The organism is Pseudomonas sp. PDM02 (assembly GCF_014852285.1).
GTDB lineage: Bacteria > Pseudomonadota > Gammaproteobacteria > Pseudomonadales > Pseudomonadaceae > Aquipseudomonas > Aquipseudomonas migulae.
Window position 1 is genome coordinate 220,405 of sequence record NZ_JACVBL010000011.1, and the last position, 18,918, is coordinate 239,322.

21 protein-coding genes are annotated in these 18,918 nt (G+C 57.9%); 18 read left to right on the forward strand and 3 right to left on the reverse strand.

The genetic code is table 11. The features are described from left to right. Nucleotides 1-93 precede the first annotated feature (93 nt). Nucleotides 94-1,101, forward strand: coding sequence for an RNA polymerase sigma factor RpoS (gene rpoS, locus IB245_RS20640; protein WP_008029016.1), 1,008 nt, complete (start codon nucleotides 94-96; stop codon nucleotides 1,099-1,101). A 400-nt stretch (nucleotides 1,102-1,501) separates the two neighbouring features. Here rpoS and IB245_RS20645 read toward each other — a convergent pair whose 3' ends face one another. The 3 genes from IB245_RS20645 to mutS form a co-directional block, all read right to left on the reverse strand. Further along, nucleotides 1,502-1,642: a hypothetical protein gene (locus tag IB245_RS20645; RefSeq protein WP_192228499.1), complete on the reverse strand. Its 141-nt coding sequence runs from the start codon at nucleotides 1,640-1,642 to the stop codon at nucleotides 1,502-1,504. A gap of 504 nt (nucleotides 1,643-2,146) precedes the next feature. Further along, the gene (fdxA, locus tag IB245_RS20650; RefSeq protein WP_007908827.1) at nucleotides 2,147-2,470 is read right to left on the reverse strand and encodes a ferredoxin FdxA; all 324 of its coding nucleotides are present in this window, start codon (nucleotides 2,468-2,470) and stop codon (nucleotides 2,147-2,149) included. A gap of 142 nt (nucleotides 2,471-2,612) precedes the next feature. Then, a complete protein-coding gene (gene mutS / locus IB245_RS20655; RefSeq protein WP_192228537.1) occupies nucleotides 2,613-5,180 on the reverse strand; it encodes a DNA mismatch repair protein MutS in 2,568 nt (855 codons plus the stop codon). A 266-nt stretch (nucleotides 5,181-5,446) separates the two neighbouring features. Here mutS and IB245_RS20660 point away from each other — a divergent pair, with 266 nt between their 5' ends. From IB245_RS20660 to IB245_RS20740, 17 genes are all read left to right on the forward strand, one after another. After that, nucleotides 5,447-6,448: a hypothetical protein gene (locus tag IB245_RS20660; RefSeq protein WP_192228500.1), complete on the forward strand. Its 1,002-nt coding sequence runs from the start codon at nucleotides 5,447-5,449 to the stop codon at nucleotides 6,446-6,448. After that, nucleotides 6,396-7,007, forward strand: a complete 612-nt coding sequence (locus IB245_RS20665; RefSeq protein ID WP_192228501.1) for a hypothetical protein — start codon at nucleotides 6,396-6,398, stop codon at nucleotides 7,005-7,007. The genes IB245_RS20660 and IB245_RS20665 overlap by 53 nt, the downstream gene beginning before the upstream one ends. 1,084 nt (nucleotides 7,008-8,091) lie before the next feature. Further along, complete coding sequence (locus IB245_RS20670; RefSeq protein WP_008039327.1) at nucleotides 8,092-8,826, forward strand: XRE family transcriptional regulator; 735 nt, start codon at nucleotides 8,092-8,094, stop codon at nucleotides 8,824-8,826. Between the two features lie 495 nt (nucleotides 8,827-9,321). Next, entirely contained in the window at nucleotides 9,322-9,504 is a 183-nt protein-coding gene (locus tag IB245_RS20675) for a Com family DNA-binding transcriptional regulator (protein ID WP_008039326.1), read from the forward strand. Nucleotides 9,505-9,535: 31 nt separating this feature from the next. Next, the gene (locus tag IB245_RS20680) at nucleotides 9,536-9,799 is read left to right on the forward strand and encodes a hypothetical protein (RefSeq protein ID WP_008039325.1); all 264 of its coding nucleotides are present in this window, start codon (nucleotides 9,536-9,538) and stop codon (nucleotides 9,797-9,799) included. Nucleotides 9,800-10,016: 217 nt separating this feature from the next. Continuing rightward, nucleotides 10,017-10,364: a phage holin family protein gene (locus tag IB245_RS20685; protein WP_008039324.1), complete on the forward strand. Its 348-nt coding sequence runs from the start codon at nucleotides 10,017-10,019 to the stop codon at nucleotides 10,362-10,364. An 88-nt stretch (nucleotides 10,365-10,452) separates the two neighbouring features. Continuing rightward, entirely contained in the window at nucleotides 10,453-10,977 is a 525-nt protein-coding gene (locus tag IB245_RS20690) for a hypothetical protein (RefSeq protein ID WP_192228502.1), read from the forward strand. Between the two features lie 3 nt (nucleotides 10,978-10,980). Continuing rightward, the gene (locus tag IB245_RS20695; RefSeq protein ID WP_192228503.1) at nucleotides 10,981-11,592 is read left to right on the forward strand and encodes a phage baseplate assembly protein V; all 612 of its coding nucleotides are present in this window, start codon (nucleotides 10,981-10,983) and stop codon (nucleotides 11,590-11,592) included. Nucleotides 11,593-11,602: 10 nt separating this feature from the next. Beyond that, a complete protein-coding gene (locus tag IB245_RS20700) occupies nucleotides 11,603-11,935 on the forward strand; it encodes a hypothetical protein (RefSeq protein WP_008029983.1) in 333 nt (110 codons plus the stop codon). Beyond that, nucleotides 11,932-12,927: a baseplate J/gp47 family protein gene (locus IB245_RS20705; protein ID WP_192228504.1), complete on the forward strand. Its 996-nt coding sequence runs from the start codon at nucleotides 11,932-11,934 to the stop codon at nucleotides 12,925-12,927. Before IB245_RS20700 ends, IB245_RS20705 begins: the two co-directional genes overlap by 4 nt. Continuing rightward, nucleotides 12,924-13,559: a phage tail protein I gene (locus IB245_RS20710; protein WP_192228505.1), complete on the forward strand. Its 636-nt coding sequence runs from the start codon at nucleotides 12,924-12,926 to the stop codon at nucleotides 13,557-13,559. The genes IB245_RS20705 and IB245_RS20710 overlap by 4 nt, the downstream gene beginning before the upstream one ends. Next, on the forward strand, nucleotides 13,560-15,794 hold the full coding sequence (locus IB245_RS20715) for a phage tail protein (RefSeq protein WP_192228506.1): 2,235 nt from the start codon (nucleotides 13,560-13,562) through the stop codon (nucleotides 15,792-15,794). After that, nucleotides 15,791-16,171: a phage tail assembly chaperone gene (locus tag IB245_RS20720; protein WP_192228507.1), complete on the forward strand. Its 381-nt coding sequence runs from the start codon at nucleotides 15,791-15,793 to the stop codon at nucleotides 16,169-16,171. Before IB245_RS20715 ends, IB245_RS20720 begins: the two co-directional genes overlap by 4 nt. 104 nt (nucleotides 16,172-16,275) lie before the next feature. Further along, on the forward strand, nucleotides 16,276-16,485 hold the full coding sequence (locus tag IB245_RS20725) for a hypothetical protein (RefSeq protein ID WP_008039310.1): 210 nt from the start codon (nucleotides 16,276-16,278) through the stop codon (nucleotides 16,483-16,485). A gap of 2 nt (nucleotides 16,486-16,487) precedes the next feature. Further along, a complete protein-coding gene (locus IB245_RS20730) occupies nucleotides 16,488-17,654 on the forward strand; it encodes a phage tail protein (protein WP_192228508.1) in 1,167 nt (388 codons plus the stop codon). After that, nucleotides 17,654-18,160: a phage major tail tube protein gene (locus tag IB245_RS20735; protein WP_192228509.1), complete on the forward strand. Its 507-nt coding sequence runs from the start codon at nucleotides 17,654-17,656 to the stop codon at nucleotides 18,158-18,160. Before IB245_RS20730 ends, IB245_RS20735 begins: the two co-directional genes overlap by 1 nt. Before the next feature lie 161 nt (nucleotides 18,161-18,321). Beyond that, entirely contained in the window at nucleotides 18,322-18,906 is a 585-nt protein-coding gene (locus IB245_RS20740; protein ID WP_192228510.1) for a phage tail assembly protein, read from the forward strand. Nucleotides 18,907-18,918: the final 12 nt, after the last annotated feature.

Genomic DNA, 18,918 nt, shown 5'->3' on the forward strand with positions numbered 1-18,918 from the left:
CTGTTCCGTCACGTAGAGGGAACAGGCTCCAGCGTTGCCAAGGATAAAGGCGCCGCTTGAGCCTGAGGTCGAACTCACCAAAGGACTATAACAATGGCTCTCAGTAAAGAAGTGCCGGAGTTTGACATCGACGATGAGGTTCTCCTGATGGAGACCGGCATCGGTACGGATTCGATGTCGAATGATGAAGGGGCTGCTCCACCTTCCGTTCGTGCCAAATCCAGACACTCCGCCTCGTTAAAGCAACACAAGTACATCGATTACACGCGTGCGCTCGATGCCACGCAGCTGTACCTCAATGAAATCGGCTTTTCCCCTCTGCTGTCCCCCGAAGAAGAAGTTCACTTTGCACGCTTGTCGCAAAGTGGCGATCCGGCCGGGCGCAAACGCATGATTGAAAGCAACCTGCGGCTGGTGGTGAAAATCGCCCGACGCTATGTCAATCGTGGCTTGTCGCTGCTGGACCTGATCGAAGAGGGCAACCTCGGACTGATTCGGGCGGTAGAAAAGTTCGACCCCGAACGTGGCTTCCGCTTTTCGACCTACGCAACCTGGTGGATTCGTCAGACCATCGAGCGCGCGATCATGAATCAGACCCGGACCATCCGGTTGCCGATCCATGTGGTCAAAGAGCTTAACGTGTACCTGAGGGCCGCACGGGAGCTGACGCAAAAACTCGATCATGAACCCTCACCCGAAGAAATCGCCAACCTGCTGGAAAAACCGGTGGGCGAGGTCAAGCGCATGCTGGGCCTGAACGAGCGGGTTTCTTCGGTCGATGTCTCACTGGGTCCGGATTCGGATAAAACCCTGCTGGACACCCTTACCGACGACCGTCCGACCGATCCATGCGAACTGCTGCAGGATGACGACCTGTCCCAGAGCATCGATCAATGGCTCTCGGAACTGACCGACAAGCAGCGCGAGGTGGTGATACGCCGCTTCGGTCTGCGCGGTCATGAGAGCAGCACACTGGAAGATGTAGGCCTGGAAATTGGCCTGACCCGGGAACGCGTCAGACAGATTCAGGTTGAAGGCCTGAAGCGTCTTCGGGAGATTCTGGAGAAAAATGGCCTGTCGAGTGAGTCGCTGTTCCAATAAGCAAATCGCTTGAGCGGCATGCAAAAAGCCCCGACTGGTTCGGGGCTTTTTGTTGTCTGGCTGACGCGCCTGCAATGACGATATGTTTGTAGTCTTGCGGTGTAAGTCTTGGCTTACTCTTGCGTAAGTGTTCGCTATTTTTACACCCTGGAAGACGACTACTGTTCGCCGATGATTTTTTTAATGCTTTGATTTTTATAGGTATTTATAAAAATCAGAAGCATGTGACAGCGGATTTTTGCCGGGGAGGGTGATTGCTCTTGCTCGGGAATTCTCTAGTATTCAGGTTGTGTCGACGGACAGACACGCCCTTCAAGGATGAGGGGAAAGGACATTGCAGGATGCGATTCATCAGGACGATGAAAAGGAACACAGGGAATAGGGAAAAAATGTGGGCGGGTCAAACCGCCCCTTTTTTTGTCTTTTTTTTTGGGTTTGGGTGCCACTTTATTTTCGAGTTGAGCGTGGTCTCCCCTGTAGGAGCCGGCTTGCCGGCGATGGCGGCCTCTGGGCCGACCAATCTCTTGCTGGTGGTGTACATATCCATTCCTGCGGTAACGGCGGCTGTTGGTTTCGCCCTTACGGCGAGTCACTTGGATGAGCCCCAAGTAACCAAGGGCTCTTGCCCCTTTCGTTCGGTGCCTCGCCTAGGCTCGGCATGCCCTCGCTCCGGTCCTGCTCCGTGGGCCCGCCGCCATCGGCCATCCATGGCCGGGGGCGGCTAACCCGGCATCCATGCCGGGTTGCCCACTGCGCAGAACCTGCGCTCGGCCTCTCGAGGGGGCGTGTACCTCAAGATCAAAAGCTGAAGGCGAGCTAACGCTCGGCCTGATGAGTGGTGAAAAGCAAAAGCAAACGCGATTCCCTGTAGGAGCGAGGCTTGCCCGCGAAAAACGACCGGACAACGCGTGCTGTCTGAATAGACGCGGCGTACTTGAATCCATCGCCAGCAGGCTGGCTCCTACAGGTTTTTGCGTTATCAACTTTTTTGCCTGCAGAAAAGCAAAAAGGCCCGCAAGGGGCCTTTTCGGGAACGCAGGGTCTATCAGCGTTCGAGGTCTTTGATCTTGCCTTTGACGCCATCCCACTCTTCGGCATCGGGCAGCGATTCTTTCTTCTCGGTGATGTTCGGCCAGATTTCGGCCAACTCAACGTTCAGCTGAATGAATTCCTGCATCTCTTCCGGGACTTCATCTTCGGAGAAGATGGCCACGGCAGGGCATTCTGGTTCGCACAGTGCGCAGTCGATGCACTCATCCGGGTGAATCACCAGGAAATTCGGGCCTTCGTAAAAGCAGTCCACCGGACAGACTTCTACGCAGTCGGTGTACTTGCACTTGATGCAGTTGTCGGTGACGACGAAGGTCATTTCTAATTTTCTCCTCAGGCGGCGGCAGCGGAGCCCCTTCACGTTGGGGTCGCCAGGTTTGGGAGCGATAGTCTGCAGGCCAGGCTATTAGCCTGCAGCATCCCAAACCGCGCGAGATTCTAACAGCTTGCAGGCAAGTGCGTTAGATCCGTGTCTTTAGTGTATAGAGCATTTCTAGTGCACGACGCGGTGTCAGGTCGTCCAGATCCAGTTTGGCCAGTTCTTCGAGTACCGGATGCGGCAGGCTGGCGAACATGTCGCTTTGCTGTGGCGCGGCCGATTTGCCTGTGGCAGCCTTGGGCACTTCATGCGGCAGCGCGGTGGCTTCCAGGCGACCCAGGTGCTCGCGAGCGCGCACGATCACTTCGCTCGGCACGCCGGCCAGTTGTGCAACGGCCAGGCCATAACTCTGGCTGGCAGGTCCGGGCAGCACGTGGTGCAGGAACACAATGCGCTCGTTGTGCTCAGTGGCATTGAGGTGCACGTTGGCCACCAGCGGTTGCGCTTCCGGTAGCACCGTCAGTTCAAAATAGTGCGTGGCGAACAGCGTGTAAGCCCGCAGCTGCGCCAGGCGTTCAGCGGCAGCCCATGCCAGGGACAGGCCGTCGAAGGTGCTGGTGCCGCGACCGACTTCGTCCATCAGCACCAGGCTGCGCTCGGTGGCGTTGTGCAAAATGTTGGCGGTTTCGCTCATTTCGACCATGAAGGTCGAACGTCCACCGGCCAGATCATCGCTGGAACCGATCCGGGTAAAGATCCGGTCCACCAGCGACAATTCGCAACTGGCCGCCGGCACGAAGCTGCCGATGTGCGCCAGCAGTACGATCAACGCGGTCTGGCGCATGTAGGTGGACTTACCGCCCATGTTCGGACCGGTGATCACCAGCATGCGCGTGTTGTCGTCGAGGCTCAGGTCGTTGGCCACGAACGGCGTGGTCAGTACTTGCTCGACCACCGGGTGACGACCCTGGCTGATGCGCATGCACGGCTCGTCGACGAAGCGCGGGCAGTTCAGGTCGAGGTTCAGCGCGCGTTCGGCGAGGTTGCTCAGCACGTCCAGCTCGGCCAGGGCTGCAGCGGTGTCTTGCAGCGGCGGCAATTGGCTGATCAAGTCTTCGAGCAGCGCTTCGTAGAGCATCTTCTCGCGGGCGAGGGCGCGGCTCTTGGCCGACAGCGCCTTGTCCTCGAACGCCTTCAGTTCCGGCGTGATAAAGCGCTCGGCGCCTTTGAGCGTCTGGCGACGGATATAGTCGGCCGGCGCCGATTCAGCCTGCTTGCTCGGCAGCTCGATAAAGTAGCCGTGAATGCGGTTGTACCCGACTTTCAGGTGCGACAGACCGGTGCGGGCCTTCTCGCGTGCTTCCAGATCGATCAGGAATTGTCCGGCGTTTTCGCTGAGCGATTGCAGGTCATCGAGTTCGCTGTCGTAACCGGTTTTCAACACGCCGCCGTCACGGATCACCGCAGGCGGGTTGTCGATGATGGCTTTTTCCAGCAGGGCCGCCAGTTCCGGGTAGGTGCTGGTGGTTTTCGCCAGTTGAATAATGTGCGGTGCTTCCAGCTCGGCCATCGCCACTTGCAGCTCAGGCAATGCACCGAGGGCATCGCGCAGACGCGCCAGGTCGCGAGGACGTGCATTACGCAAACCGATGCGCGCGAGAATCCGCTCGATGTCACCGATTTCCTTGAGCTGCGGTTGCAGCTTTTCGAAACGGTAACCGTCGAGCAGGCACGTGATCGAGGTCTGGCGCGCCAGCAAAACGTTCAGGTCCCGCAGAGGACGGTTCAGCCAGCGGGTCAGCAAGCGGCTGCCCATGGCGGTCTGGCAGCGATCGACCACCGATTGCAGCGTGTTGTCGCGGCCACCGGCCAGGTTGGTGTCCAGTTCCAGGTTGCGACGGCTTGCGCCATCCAGCACCACGGTGTCGTCCAGGCGCTCATGGCGCAGGCTGCGCAAATGGGGCAGGGCGGTGCGCTGGGTTTCCTTGGCGTAGCTGAGCAGGCAACCGGCGGCGCCGATGGCCAGGGTCAGGTTCTCGCAGCCAAACCCCTTCAGGTCCTGGGTCGAGAATTGCTGACACAGACTTTTCAGCGCCGAGTCGCGCTCGAAATCCCACGGCGCACGACGACGAACCCCGCGGCGTTTCTCCGCCGGCAAATCCTTCGGCCAGTCATCCGGGATCATCAGCTCCACCGGATTGACCCGCTCCAGTTCCGCCAGCAGGTTTTCCCAGCCCTTGATCTCCAGCACGGAGAAGTTGCCGCTGGTGATATCCAGCACCGCCAGACCGAACAGACGCTCGTCACCCAGCACCGCCGCGATCAGGTTGTCCCGACGCTCGTCCAGCAGCGCTTCATCACTGACCGTGCCCGGTGTGATGATCCGCACTACCTGCCGATCCACTGGGCCTTTGCTGGTCGCCGGGTCGCCGACCTGTTCACAGATCACCACCGATTCGCCGAGCTTTACCAGTTTCGCCAGGTAACCTTCCGCGGCGTGGTAAGGAATCCCACACATCGGAATCGCCTGGCCTGCCGACTGCCCACGGGCGGTCAGGGTGATGTCCAGCAACTTGGCGGCCTTCTTCGCGTCTTCATAGAAGATCTCGTAGAAGTCACCCATGCGATAGAACATCAACTGGTCGGGGTGCTGGTTCTTCAGGCGCCAGTACTGCTGCATCATTGGCGTGTGAGAGGACAGATCTGAAATTGGCTTATTCATCAATGGCTTAGCGGGTTTCTTTAAAATTTGTGGGGCAAATTGGGGGAGGACGTCTATCTGTCTGACGGAATTAAACTTGGAAAGCTGCCATCATATGGCTATGTTGGTACCCGTTTCGTGCGTGATGCCGAGGTTAACATGGTAGAAGCGAGAAACTGCTGTCAATTCGTTGCCCAGGATGGCTCCAGCTGCTCCGGTTTTCAGCCGGGTGAGGGCGGTATCTGGGCGCATTAGGAAATTCCGAAGGATCATCAATGGCACGTAAGCCTATCAGCCGCACCCTACAGCTCAAGCCTGTTCAGTTTTCACCTCATAAGCCAGGGGAAGAAGTGACCCTCGTTGACTTGATGAGGACTGTGCGTGACCTGTGCCCGACTGTTGGCTCTCGAATTTGGGAGCAAATGGTTGCTCTCGCAGATGGAACTCGGATTCCTCAGCAGTGTTATTTCTTCAATAATTACCAAGATTTAGATGAGCAGACAATCTTGTTTGAGGTCTGGTCATATGAGCCTGGAACGATTCCACAAACTCTTACTCCCGACCCGCATCAGGAGAATGCTGTAATTGATGAACGCGCTGATGGAGAAGAGGATGCTCGTGAGCTGATTCAAATCTCCCATGTTCTTGTTTACGGCAAAGCGGCGATTATTGAAAGTACCCGAGGTGCAGGGGGGGTTAATTTCATCCAGCGATACTTAAATAGGCTTGTAAGAGTTCATCAATTAGGTAGGCGATTTAATTTCTTTTTCACCGATGCAGTCTCGGCTGGCCTAAGAAGTGAAATTGAACGTGGTAACGGAGCGGTCGGTTTTTCGTTGGGCCTCAGTGAATCTGTTCCTAATGCTCAAAGTGAACTTCTCGGCATGCTTTCTGGTGTAAAAGGTTATATGCCCAGCTCCGGTATGATGACTGTAGAGTGGAAATCGAAGGATAAACTGCCTGTAGACAAGGTGATTGAAGCTTACGACGAAGCGCAGCAGCAGGATGAAATTGAGAGTGTTATCATTCATCTAGCAGATGGATCATCTATCCGTGGTCTGTCCAAATTTAAAATCAAAAGGACAATTGAGGTAGCAGATGTCGGTGGTAAAAATCCCGACAGGGCGGAACTAGGGCACAAAATGGTTGCCTACCTCGAGCAGTTGTGTACGCCCGGAAAAAACGGCAAAAGGATTTTGGACGAATTCGGAGCGCTGGCAGATAATGAAATTTTCATCCCTACTTCCAGAAGAGTTAAGGAACGCCCAGATAGTTAATAGAGAGTTGGCTGATGTGGCGCGCGCGTCACAAAGTAATTCGGTATATCTGGCGTTTAACCTAAGTGTCTTTTTGGTTGGCGCGTGTTTGAGTATTTTTGGTTCGGATTTTGTAGATGAAGGCTTGCTTAACGCAATAATTGCATTTTCCGGGCTTATATTTGGCTTTGTCATCACGGCGATGCTTTTCTCGGGTCGAAGCCAGTTTGTGGGTAAGCTTACTTACGAGCAAACTTTGCTATATGTTCTGAAGACTAAATATATTCTGATGTCTCAGATTAATACATTATTTGCGTTTTTGATGTGCCTTGTGTTCTGCTTGATAACCATGCTCGCAATAAAAACAAAGCTGTACCTAGATAGAGATATAGCTATTTTTCTTGCGTCCGGTTTTTTCTTCATGGGTTGTTACAGAATGCTCATATTGCCTTTCCAGATTTATGATATTCACTCCTTTGCACTGAATAATTTAATTGATGATAGTGCCGAGGAAGTTCGATCTGGTGTGCGTGCAGCCAGTGAAGCTCGCCGCGAAAAGCTGGCTAAACTCGGGCGGTAGGCGATTTTAGTATCCGTTAACTATTGTCGGTTTAGTTGCTGCCACATCTGTTCAAACTCTGTGGGCGGCTCGTCACCATCCACTTTGCATATACTTTGACGAGCTTGGTGAAGTCTTTGTGCCCCATTTGTTTACCTATAAGCGCGAGATTGCCACGGGTAGCCAGGCACCAGCAGGCATAGGCGTGCCCGAGTTTGATGCGGCCACCGAGGGCGTATCCCGAGCGTTTTTGAATGGCTGTCCACTTTCTCTTCGATGAGGTGGGAGGAGTCAATGGTTGATGATTTTCTTTCGGGCTTGTGTTGTCGGAAACAGTAAGGGCGTTACTTATTCGACACGGCTTTCGTGGCGGTTCTTGTACACTTCTATCGCGCGCGCCGCATGGTCTGCCACCAGCCCCATCAAAGTTTTGCAAGCCTCAATTGCCGGGGCATCAGAAGTGCGGACTGAGACTTTCTAGTCTTGGGGGCTTTGAAGGTGCCGTCTGCTGTGATTGCCCTGGTGATGTTGATCTGTCATATGGTCATGTCCACATCTTGGACCGCCATTGCGCACAACTTGCTTGGGCGAATGCCTGTGTAAACTGCGAGCGTGATCGCTGCAGGGGTCTGTGGATGGAGGCAGCCTTTGCTTAGCAGTAGTTCGAACTCTATCTTGGTCAGCGGGTTCTGTTCGCGCCCTATCATCGTGAATCGGATGCAGTACGCAGCAGCCCTTTGCGGCAGTATCCTTTGTTTTCGCACCACACCAAGAAGCCCGCGAATGTGGCCAGATAATGGTTGGCAGTTGAAGGTGCCCGAGTCGAGATCAGCTGCTTCCTCAAAGTTGAATATCCTCGGGTAAGAGGATTCCAGCCAATCGATCTGCACCCAATAGATCGGTGCAGATATCTAGTGCATAACCGTATTTTTCTTCGGTCATCGGTATGATGTCGACAGCCTTCAAAGGTTTATACCGGGCCATCAGTGTGGCCAGACGTTCGTTCTATACGTTGCTGTGCGGCGGGATACATTTCTGCTGTCTATGCACGAATTATGCAATTCTGCATTTGCCTCCGTAAAAAAGATCAAGCACTATGCACGTTATGCAAAAACGCAATGTTTCTTCCGTCTTAAGAGCGCTGCTCGATCAGCACGGGATCTCCCCTACGGAGCTTCACCGTCGCACCGGCGTGCCTCAATCCACTCTCTCGCGGATCCTCGGCGGGAAGATTGTCGATCCTTCGGATAAGCACATTTCGAAGATCGCCGAGTACTTCGCCGTGAGCACCGATCAGTTGCGTGGCCGTGCGGATGTCGCGCCTGCCGCCAATTCCGGTCGCGATGAATTGCATTCCGAACTCAAGGACATAAGCCTGTGGGACGACGATACGCCTGTCGATGACGACGAGGTGTCGGTCCCCTTTCTTCGCGAGGTTGAATTGGCTGCTGGATCAGGAAGATTCGTCATCGAAGAAAGCGAGCGCTCTAGCTTGCGCTTCGGCAAGCGCAGCTTGCGCCATAACGGTGTGCAGTTCGACCAGGCCAAATGCGTGACGGTGCGTGGTAACAGCATGCTGCCGGTACTGCGTGACGGCGCCACCGTGGGGGTCAATGCCGGCAAGTGCGGGATCGGCGATATCGTTGATGGCGACCTTTATGCAATCAACCACAACGGTCAGCTGCGGGTTAAACAGCTTTATCGCCTGCCCACGGGGATTCGCCTGCGCAGCTTCAATCGCGATGAACATCCGGACGAGGACTACACCTTCCAGGAGATCCAGGAAGAGCAGATTGTCATCCTCGGCCACGTCTTCTGGTGGGGCATGTACGCCCGCTAACCTCATCGCTGTCAGATAAAACCCGCCATCGTGCGGGTTTTTTTTCGCCTGCTGAAAACCCGTTAACGCCTTTGTCTGCGGGGCTTTAATGCGTCAGTGCATTTCAAATGCATAAATAAATGCATTTGCGCATTGACTGTATATGCATCCATGCATATTCTTTGTCTCAAGCCGCTCAACAAAGCAGCTCGAAACGAAGTTCTTTAGTTCCACGACAAAGGCAGCGATGAACCGGCCTCAACGGTTCAGAGGGTTGGCAACTGACCCGGGTGTGCAGCGTAAAGCACCGAAAGCAGTTATCCGGCGGGCAGGGACCGCGGTCGGAAAAACAATCTGAATGGACCCGTACCGCGCCAGTAGCGCCGAAAGGTCAACGCGAAGGATCGCATTACTGAAAAGCCCGGCAAGCGCCGGGCTTTTTGGAATGCCTACCTCGTACGAGGTCGATCAACCTCATCCACAGAAAGGATTCGGCACAAGCCAGGAGGCGTCGTGATGTTGAAAGATTGCAGATGTGGGCAGTGCAAAAGACTTCTCGCCCGAGTGGGTGAGTACACCGAGCTCCAGATCAAATGCTCCCGATGCGGAACATTGAATCACGTGAAGGCCGCGAGCCTTGAGCGATCGCCATTGAGCGACAAAGAAGCGGCGCATGCCGCAACTTCCCAATTGGCATAGAGCTGTTGGGTTAATCGTTCAGGAGAAACATATGCAACGTTTTACAGGTGTAGCCCAATCGTTCATGAATGCGTGCGAAGCGATCGCACCCGTTGCTGGTGTGGAGATGGAGGATCTGGTCAAGAAAACCTTCAATCGTCCAGCGCAGGCAGAGGAGATGTTCCAATTCAAATTGTTGATGGACGGAGGTTATTTCTCCAACGAAGGCGTTGGCCCGAAGGGCACGCCACTTTATCAACTGACGTGGAAGGGTTATGCGTTGCTGCAGGCTATGCGCCGTAACGAAAACGTTTGATAGCGGGTATGCGATGGGGGCAACTCACCGGCATTGCCTGAGTTCTGCGCCCGGTAACGTGGTTGAAGGGCAGGCTTGTCGATGGGCAGGCCTGCTATCCGAAGCAAAATCAGGACGATGGTCTTCGACAGGTAGCGTGGAAAGACACGCGCCCCTTATTTATGGCCTCGTATTCGCGGGGCCTTTTCGTTACGCAATTCACCCCAGGAGGCGAGACATGACAAACGAGCAACAAGCGTTGCTGGACATGCCGATCTGGCTGGTCATCGTGCTCGCCCTGGTGGGCGGGGTAACCGGCGAAATGTGGCGTGCCGACAAGGAGGGCGCTCGCGGCTGGTCATTGCTGCGGCGTCTGGCCCTGCGTTCCGGGGCCTGCATGATTTGCGGGGTGTCGGCCATCATGCTGCTGTACGCCGCCGGCCTGTCGATCTGGGCGGCCGGCGCGTTCGGCTGCCTCACGGCGATGGCCGGCGCCGATGTCGCCATTGGCCTTTATGAGCGCTGGGCGGCCAAGCGGATCGGCGTGTGTGAAGTGCCGCCGCGTGATTCCCGCCCGGATCAATAAAGCCAGGTCCCTTTGCCGTTCTGGCATCCCCGGTCCGCTGCATGAACCCACGCAGCCGGACGCCTCGAAATTTGAATGGAAGCCACTTATGTCCCTCGACATCGATAAGCCGTCGCGTCTGTTTTTTGCCATTGCCGACGCGCTGCGTGCGGTTGGCCCGGGTTTGAAGGTCGGAGGCCGCCAGGACTTCGACGGCACGTTCGATCAGGCGTGGGTCCTGATCGCCATCGAACGCAATGCACCCGGCGACCGCGCCCTTGATGGGCGCATCGCCCATGTCTTGACGGTCTCGCTGCAAATCATTGTGCCGCCGACGCTGAGTAATCCGGGATTGGCCGCAGGCGATCTGGCGAGCGTACTCAAGGGATTGGCCACGGATAACCGCTGGGGCCTGCCGGGTAGTCAATGTGACCTGCCCATGAATATCGATGCCTTGCCGTCGACGCTCATCAGCGGTTCGCAGGAGTACCTCGCCTGGACCCTCTCCTTTACCCAGACGATTTACCTCGGCGTATTGCTGCTGGAGGACCCGCTGGGCATCCCGAAATTCGCCAAAACCTGGGAAGTCTCGAACATCGACGACCCGGACCAATACACCGCACTTGAGGACTGAGCCATGTTCGATGCGCTTTTACGTCAGCAGCTCGGCCCGATCATTGAGCGGCTGGCCGAGATGGAGGCCGAACTTGAAGACATGCACCGGCGCAGCGACAGCCTGTGTCGTATCGGCGTGTGCCAGGAAGTCGATGCGGCCAGCAATACCTGCCGCGTCAGCCACTCAGGATTGCTGACGCCGGCCATCCGTTTTTTCAACCCCAGCGCCGGGGCGCAAAGCGAGTCGCGGATCCCCTCGGTCGGCGAGCAATGCCTGTTGCTGAACCATGGCGGCGGCGAGGGCGGCGCTCAATCCGTGGCGTTGTTCGGGCTTAACGGCAATCGGTTTCCACCCGCCTCGACCCAGGCTTCGCTGACGCGTCGCCTTTATCTGGACGGTACGGAAAGCGGTTACGACGACGCCCTCCATGCCTTGCACTGGAAGAACGGCCCGGCGGCGTTCAATGGCTCTCGCGAAGCGCTCGAGTTGAATCTCGGCCCGGCGAGACTTGCGATCACGCCTGAGGCCATCGAACTGCAACTGGGCGCGGTCGGCTTGCGACTCGACGCTTCCGGTGTGCACCTGAGCGGCCCGGTGGTGGATCACCAGGGACGCGTCATCAGTACCGCATAAAGAGTTTCCCATGATCGGAATCGAAAGAAACACCGGGGCGGCGGTCGATGACTGGCCGCAGTTTGTACAGCGCGCAACCCGAGCGCTGACCACGCCGTTGGGCACCCGGCAGAAGCGTCCTTTGTATGGCTCGCTGATCCCGGAACTGCTGGGCCGCAACCTCGGCGACGACTTGCTGATGCTTGCCCAGAGCCACGCGGCGCAGGCGTTCTACAACCCGCAGAACGGCATCGATGATTTCCAGCCGCAGGTCATTGTGGCCAGCCGGCAAGGTGCCGGGCTGGTCCTGCGATTCGCCGGCACCTGGCAAAACCGCAAACAGACCTTCGAGGTGGTGACATGAGCATGTTGATACCCGGCCAGAACCAGTTGGCCGAACCTTCGATCGTCACCGTCGAAGCGTTCGAGGATTTGCTCGCCGAGTTCAAGACGTTTGTCGTCGAGTACGTCGGCGCCCGCGCTCCCGAGTCGGCGGCAAAGATCAAGGTCAGCCTCGAAAACGAAAGCGAGTTGCTGACCTTGGCCCTTGAGGCCTTTTGTGTGCGCCTGCAAATCCACGAACGCAAATACAACGCCCGTATCAAGCAGATGCTGGCCTGGTGGGCGACTGGCAGCAACCTCGATGCCCGCCTCGCGGACATGGGGCTTGAGCGTCAGTTGCTGGACCCCGGCGACCCGGCGGCATTCCCGCCGATTGCGCCTGTGTTCGAAAGCGACGACGACGCCCGGTTGCGTTATTACCTGGCGCCGCACGCACCGGCCGCCGGTTCACGCATGCAATATCGCCGCGAGGTCTTCACCCTCGGCGAGCGTCCTGTGGTGAAGGTGGACACTCATGCACCGGGCGAGGTGACGGTCACGTACACCTTCGATCCGGACGGCCATGCGGCGCAGGTCAAGGACGGCAATGGACGCCGCACCGCGCCCGGTGAAGTGATGGTCACGGTGCTGGCACGGGATGGCGATGGCACCGCGTCCGATGAACTGCTCGACGGCGTGCGCCGACACTTCGCCCGGCCTGACGTCCGACCGGAAACGGATCGGGTCACGGTGCAAAGCGCCCATATCAAAAATTACAAAATCCGCGTCGTCGCCCGAATCAACGCCGGCCCTGATTCGGGGCTGACCAAGGTGGCCGCGCAACAGCAACTGCAAGCGTATGCCCAGAGCTGTCATCGACTGGAAGGGCGGATCGATCCGAGCTGGATCGACTACACGCTGCATAACGCCGGCGCGGTTCAACTGGACATTCTCGAACCGGTCGAGCCGATTGTGACGACGGCGTTTGAAGCGCCTTACTGCACCGGGGTCGAGGTCGAGGTGCTCACGCTATGAGTGACCAGACGCCCCGCCCGAGCCTGTTGCCAGCCAACAGCTCACCGTTGGAAAAAGCCCTCGATATCGGCTTCGGTGCATTGCTTGACCGCATTGCGCCGCCGTTCCCCGAGCTGATGAACCCGACCTCGACGCCTCAGGCATTTCTGCCTTATCTCGCCGCGGATCGTGGTGTCAGTGAATGGAGCGCCGAGGCCGCCGAGGCGGAAAAGCGTTTGACCGTTGAGCTGGCCTGGCCCACCGCGCGACAGGCCGGGACACGTCAGGCCCTGGAAAACGCCGCGAAGGGATTGCGGTTAATGCCCGAGGTGCGTGCCTGGTACGAGCAAACGCCGCCGGGCGCGCCTTACAGCTTTTCCGTCAGGGCGTTTACCGAGCAACCCTACAGCGAAGAAATCGACGCTCGTCTCGACCGGCGTCTGGCAGACGCCAAAAGCGAGCGCGACGTTCTGTCGGTGTCCGTCGGCTTGAGCGCATTCGGTAGTCACGTCATTGGCGCGGCGACGGTGTGCGGCGAACTCACCACGGTTTATCCGATTGTCATCGAAGGGCTCGAAGTCTCGGGGCAGGCCTTCATGGCCGCCGGGCTCTACGCCGTTGAAACATCCACTATTTATCCTCAGGGGTCCTAAATGGCCGACTATTACACCCTGCTTACCAATGCGGGGATCGCCTACGAAACTGCCTGCAAGGCGGCGGGCGTGCCGATCAAACTGTCGCAGATTTCGGTCGGCGACGGCGGCGGCGCGGTTTACAACCCGGCGGCAACCGCCACGGCGCTTAAACGAGAAGTGTGGCGCGGGCCACTGAATGCGCTGTTCCAGGACGAGAAAAATCCGAGCTGGCTGCTCGCCGAAGTGACCATCCCGCCAGAAGAGGGCGGTTGGTATGTGCGCGAAGCCGGGCTCTGGACCGACACCGGCATCCTGTACGCCATCGTTAAATACCCGGAGTCGTTCAAGCCGGTGCTGGCGACCTCGGGATCGGGCAAAGAGTTCTACATTCGCTCGATTTTCGAGACCAGCAATGCGTCGATCGTCACGCTGTTGATCGACGACACCGTGGTCAAAGCGACGCGGGCGTGGGTGATGGGTTATCTCGCCGACGAACTGGCGAAGCTGGATGGCAAGCAATCCGTTCGCGTGGCCACCACGGAAAACATCGTGCTCAGTGGTGCGCAGCAAATCGATGGTGTCGCGGTGCTGTCCGGGCAGCGAGTGCTGGTGACGGCGCAAACGCTGGCGAAGGATAACGGCCTTTATGTGGCGGCTAACGGTGCCTGGGTGCGGGCGGCGGATGCCAATGCCAGCGCCAAGGTGACGCCAAGCCTGACCGTGATGGTCGAGGAGGGCACGGCGAATGGTGATTCGCTTTGGCACCTGATCACGAATGGGCCGATCACGCTGGGCACTACGGCGCTGAGCTTTGAAATGCTTGCGGGGCGGACGGGGATTCAGGCGGGGACTTACAAGAGTCTGACGGTCGATAAGTACGGCCGCGCTACTGCGGGTACTAATCCGGAAACACTGGCAGGTTTTGGGATCAAGGACACCTACACCAAGCCCGAAATCGAAGCGCTGATCGCGCAGGCATCGACACTGCCGGTCGGGAGTATGGTCGGGTTGCCGGTGAACAAGGTTCCGCCCGGGTTTCTTGAACTTGACGGCAGTGTGCGCAGCATTGCGACCTATCCGGACTTGGCCGCGTTCCTCGGGACGTCGTTCAATCAGGGCAACGAAGGTGCGGGCAATTTCCGTCTTCCCGAATCGCGCGGCGAATTCCTGCGTGGTTGGGACCATGGGCGCGGGGTGGACGTTGGTCGTGTCTTGGGTAGTGGTCAACTTGGTCAATTGGAAGAGCACGAACACGCGGCAAGGGCCGGCTTTGGGATTACCGGGGCAGGAAGCGCGGCACTCGTAGCTGTCACGAATACTTCAGTCGGCACCCCGATGCTGGCCGGTGCGGTTTCTAAATACGGAGGAAGTGAAACCCGTCCGCGCAACCTGGCGGTGATGTGGTGCATCAAGGCCTGGAACGCGCCGGTTAACCAGGGACAGGTTGACGTCGGTGAACTGGTCAAGGAAGTGCAAAAGCTGAAAGCAGCCGTTCCAGTGGGCGCGCTTGTGCCGTTCCCATTGGGCACCGTTCCTCCCGGCTACCTTGAGGCGGATAACAGTCTTTTTGTGGATTCCGTTTATCCCGAGCTGGCTGCATATCTGGACAAAAAATATAACGTGGCAGGCGATCCCGTCGGATCGACTCGACTACCTGAGACTCGCGGCGAGTTCTTGCGTGGTTGGGACCACGGGCGCGGTGTCGATGTCGGTCGTGCGATGGGCAGCGCTCAAGCCCAATCTGTCCAAAAACACAATCACGCCATGTGGGAGGGCGGCACTTACGCCAGCGTTCCCCCTTCTGGTGGCGGTGCGGCGGCGGCATGGGTAAATGGTGCAGCCCTTGAAATGCGAACGGGCAATACCGGCACGGACGAAACCCGCCCACGCAACCTGGCGGTGATGTGGTGCATCAAGGCCTGGAACGCCCCGGTCAATCAGGGAACCATCGACGTGGCGGGCCTGGCGGCACAAGTGGGGGCTCTGGAAGCCAGACCACGCGGCGTAGGTGATGGCCAGACCTGGCAGAACGTCACCGCCAGTCGCGTGAGTGGCACCCTCTACACCAACACCACCGGTCGACCGATTCAGGTTCAAGTGTCGATCCAGACCGGCTCAATCACAGCCATTTGCGGCGGTGTAACCATTGTTACCACGGGCTTTCACGCCGCCTTCGTTGTCCCGGTCGGAACCACTTATTCCGTGACCCTCTCAAGCCCTGTCAATGCTGTCTGGTCGGAGCTGCGCCCATGAAGTATTTCCACAATCCACAGACCGGTAACGTCAATGCTTACGAAGATGACGCTCCCGCGCACTTTATCTCTGCCGGGTTGGTGCCTATGTCTGATGAAGAGGTTCAGGCGTACATCCAGAGCGCAACAGCGCCCACGACCACGAAAGCGGGCGATGAGCGAAAGTGGCGCGATGCCGAACTGGTTTCGCTGATGTGGTTACGTGAGCGTCATCGCGATCAGCGTGAAATCGGAGGGCCCACCACGCTGACCGCAGAGCAGTTCGGTGAGTTGCTTGTGTACATGCAAGCCCTGCGCGACTGGCCTCAATCACCGGACTTCCCTGATACCCAGCATCGTCCGGTCGCCCCGTCCTGGATCGCCGAACACACCCAATAAACGCCCCGCACCGCCGGGGCGTTTTCTTATCCGCAACACAAACACACACACAACACCCGACAGCCCCTTACCCAAGGGGCTTTTTCGTTTATGGAGAAACAGAAATGGCAGAACGCCAAACGTACACCGTGCTCCTCCCATTCCCTACCGGGGGTGGCCACTGGTCGAGCATCGGCCAGGAACTGCAACTGCTCGATGTGGAGGCCAGTGCGCTACGCAGCGCTGGTCGTCTGGAGCTGAAAAAAGCCGAGGCTGCCGATTCGGCCTCTACATCCACCGCAGCGAAAAAAGCTGCTGCCAAGAAGGCTGAATAACCATGGCTGAGGTTTTGAACTTCGAGCACAACGGCATCACCGTCAATGCCACCGAATCCCCCGAGGCCATGGGTGGCCTGGGTGACAACGTCATCGGTCTGATCGGCACCGCGCCGAAGGCTGACCCGTTGATTCCACGCAATGCGCCATTCCGCATCAACAGCTTCACCACCCAGGCGCTGCTCGATCCGACCGGCACCGAGGCAGGCACGCTGTATCACGCGGTCTTCCAGATCCTGAAAGTGGTCAAGGTGCCGGTCTACGTGGTCATCGTCGAAGAGGGCGCGACCCCGGCGGACACGCTGAACAACGTCATCGGCGGCGTCGATCCGCTGACCGGCCGCAAGCTCGGCCTCGCGGCACTGGGCAGCGTGCCGGAAGACCTGACCATCATCGGCGCGCCGGGCTTCACCAGCACCAAAGCCGTGGCCGGTGAGTTCGCGTCTTTCGGTAAGCGCATCAAGGCCCGTGTGGTGCTCGACGGCAAGGATGCCGCGGTCGCCGATCAGGTGACGTACAGCCAGGAACTGGGCGGCGCGGAACTGGGTTTCGACCGCTGCCTGCTGGTGCACAACATGCCGTCGGTGTACTCCAAGGCAGCGAAGAAAAACGTGTTCCTGTCGCCGTCGAGCCTGGCCATCGCGGCCCTGGCCAAGGTCAAGCAATGGGAGAGCCCGGGCAATCAGGTGACCTTCGCCGAGGACGTTTCGCGCGTCGTGGAATACAACATCCTCGACACCTCCACCGAGGGCGATCTGCTCAACCGCTACGGCATCAGCTACTACGCCCGCACCATCCTCGGCGGCTTCTCGCTGCTGGGTAACCGTTCCATCACCGGCAAGTTCATCAGCTACGTCGGCCTGGAAGATGCGATCAGCCGCAAGCTGGTCAAGGCCGGCCAGAAAGCCATGGCCAAGAACCTCACCAAGTCGTTCATGGACCAGGAGGTCAAGCGCATCAACGACTGGCTGCAAACCCTGGTCGCCGACGAAACCATCCCCGGCGGCAGCGTGTACCTGCACCCGGAATTGAACAGCGTCGAGAAGTACAAGAACGGCACCTGGTACGTGGTCATCGACTACGGCCGCTACGCGCCGAACGAACACATGGTTTATCAACTCAATGCCCGCGATGAAATCATCGAGCAGTTCCTGGAGGACGTTCTCTAATGTTTACCAACCGCGTAAGACAGGCCATCGCGGCCACCCTGCAAGGCCTGCCGTTGTCGGCCACCGTGGAAGAGTTCACCCCGCCGAAGATCGAATTCGATATGGAAGCGATGGCGGGCGGGCGCTTCATCGCCGAAGAAATGATCAAGAGCGGCAAAGTGCTGGGCGCGACCCTCATTTTGCAAGGCGTCGGCGCCGAAGTGATGCTCTCCCTCGGCGTGAAGCTGGGCGACGACATTTTGTTGAACGTCCGTGAAGCCGGTCAGGATCAGGATGGCAACACCTGGTTCACCTACCACACCGTCGGCGGCAAGCTCAAATCGCTGACCGAGGCCAAGCTGAAGATGGGCGAAAAACCCCTCACCACGCTTGAGCTGTCCTGCCGCACCTACAACCGCCTGGAAAACGGCATCCCGGTGATCGACATCGACGTGCGCACGCAGAAGTTCGTGCTCAACGGCGTCGACATTCTCGGCGGCGCCCGTCGCGCGGTGCTGATCCCTTAAGTCGCACTGCGATCACCGAACTAATGTGGGAGCGGGCTTGCTCGCGAATGCGGATTGATAGTCAAAGTAAATGTCGACTGACACTCCACCTTCGCGAGCAAGCCCGCTCCCACAAGGTGCAATGCGCAACGCCTCCCATGATTCATCAAGGAATTCATTTCATGTCCTGGACTCCACCTGTTCACGCCTTGTTGTCGCCGATCACCGCCGACAATCAGTCGGAGATCGAACAGATTCAACTCAAACCGTTGTATTACGCCGCACAGAAAGAAGCCCTGGCCCGTGCCGGCGATGATGAGGACGATCAGTTCTTCGAGCTGGCGCTGCTGGCCACCGGTTTGTCGGTCAAGGAACTCGATCAACTCAAACGCCCGGACTACGTGAGCATCGCGCAGTACGTGCATGAGATGTCGACCTTGCCGACGTCGCATTTCCTTGAACAAGCGGACGAGGGTGAACAACCGTCGGCCGATCCCGACGAAGTGAGCTTGCTGCAACCGCTCACCGTGGCGGGTCGAGCCCTGACCACGCTGACCCTGGAAATGCCGGTGCTGCGTGCGACCAAGGCGATGAAAAAACTCAAGACCGCCAAGGAACGCGCCGAATTCATCACGGCCCATTGCACCGGCCTGATGCTGCCCGATCTGGCCAGTTTGACCGTGCCTGACTGGACGCAATTGCAGGTGCGAATCGACGATTTTTTAAACAAACCGGCGGCCTTCTTTCGGAGCGCGACATCGAAGTAATCCTCGATGTGG

Bases quoted from the DNA above. Each gene is read 5' to 3' on its own strand.
- rpoS (WP_008029016.1), top strand. From the start codon at position 94: ATGGCTCTCAGTAAAGAAGTGCCGGAGTTTGACATCGACGATGAGGTT.
- IB245_RS20645 (WP_192228499.1), bottom strand. From the start codon at position 1,642: ATGTACACCACCAGCAAGAGATTGGTCGGCCCAGAGGCCGCCATCGCC.
- fdxA (WP_007908827.1), bottom strand. From the start codon at position 2,470: ATGACCTTCGTCGTCACCGACAACTGCATCAAGTGCAAGTACACCGAC.
- IB245_RS20660 (WP_192228500.1), top strand. From the start codon at position 5,447: ATGGCACGTAAGCCTATCAGCCGCACCCTACAGCTCAAGCCTGTTCAG.
- IB245_RS20665 (WP_192228501.1), top strand. From the start codon at position 6,396: ATGAAATTTTCATCCCTACTTCCAGAAGAGTTAAGGAACGCCCAGATA.
- IB245_RS20670 (WP_008039327.1), top strand. From the start codon at position 8,092: ATGCAAAAACGCAATGTTTCTTCCGTCTTAAGAGCGCTGCTCGATCAG.
- IB245_RS20675 (WP_008039326.1), top strand. From the start codon at position 9,322: ATGTTGAAAGATTGCAGATGTGGGCAGTGCAAAAGACTTCTCGCCCGA.
- IB245_RS20680 (WP_008039325.1), top strand. From the start codon at position 9,536: ATGCAACGTTTTACAGGTGTAGCCCAATCGTTCATGAATGCGTGCGAA.
- IB245_RS20685 (WP_008039324.1), top strand. From the start codon at position 10,017: ATGACAAACGAGCAACAAGCGTTGCTGGACATGCCGATCTGGCTGGTC.
- IB245_RS20690 (WP_192228502.1), top strand. From the start codon at position 10,453: ATGTCCCTCGACATCGATAAGCCGTCGCGTCTGTTTTTTGCCATTGCC.
- IB245_RS20695 (WP_192228503.1), top strand. From the start codon at position 10,981: ATGTTCGATGCGCTTTTACGTCAGCAGCTCGGCCCGATCATTGAGCGG.
- IB245_RS20700 (WP_008029983.1), top strand. From the start codon at position 11,603: ATGATCGGAATCGAAAGAAACACCGGGGCGGCGGTCGATGACTGGCCG.
- IB245_RS20705 (WP_192228504.1), top strand. From the start codon at position 11,932: ATGAGCATGTTGATACCCGGCCAGAACCAGTTGGCCGAACCTTCGATC.
- IB245_RS20710 (WP_192228505.1), top strand. From the start codon at position 12,924: ATGAGTGACCAGACGCCCCGCCCGAGCCTGTTGCCAGCCAACAGCTCA.
- IB245_RS20715 (WP_192228506.1), top strand. From the start codon at position 13,560: ATGGCCGACTATTACACCCTGCTTACCAATGCGGGGATCGCCTACGAA.
- IB245_RS20720 (WP_192228507.1), top strand. From the start codon at position 15,791: ATGAAGTATTTCCACAATCCACAGACCGGTAACGTCAATGCTTACGAA.
- IB245_RS20725 (WP_008039310.1), top strand. From the start codon at position 16,276: ATGGCAGAACGCCAAACGTACACCGTGCTCCTCCCATTCCCTACCGGG.
- IB245_RS20730 (WP_192228508.1), top strand. From the start codon at position 16,488: ATGGCTGAGGTTTTGAACTTCGAGCACAACGGCATCACCGTCAATGCC.
- IB245_RS20735 (WP_192228509.1), top strand. From the start codon at position 17,654: ATGTTTACCAACCGCGTAAGACAGGCCATCGCGGCCACCCTGCAAGGC.
- IB245_RS20740 (WP_192228510.1), top strand. From the start codon at position 18,322: ATGTCCTGGACTCCACCTGTTCACGCCTTGTTGTCGCCGATCACCGCC.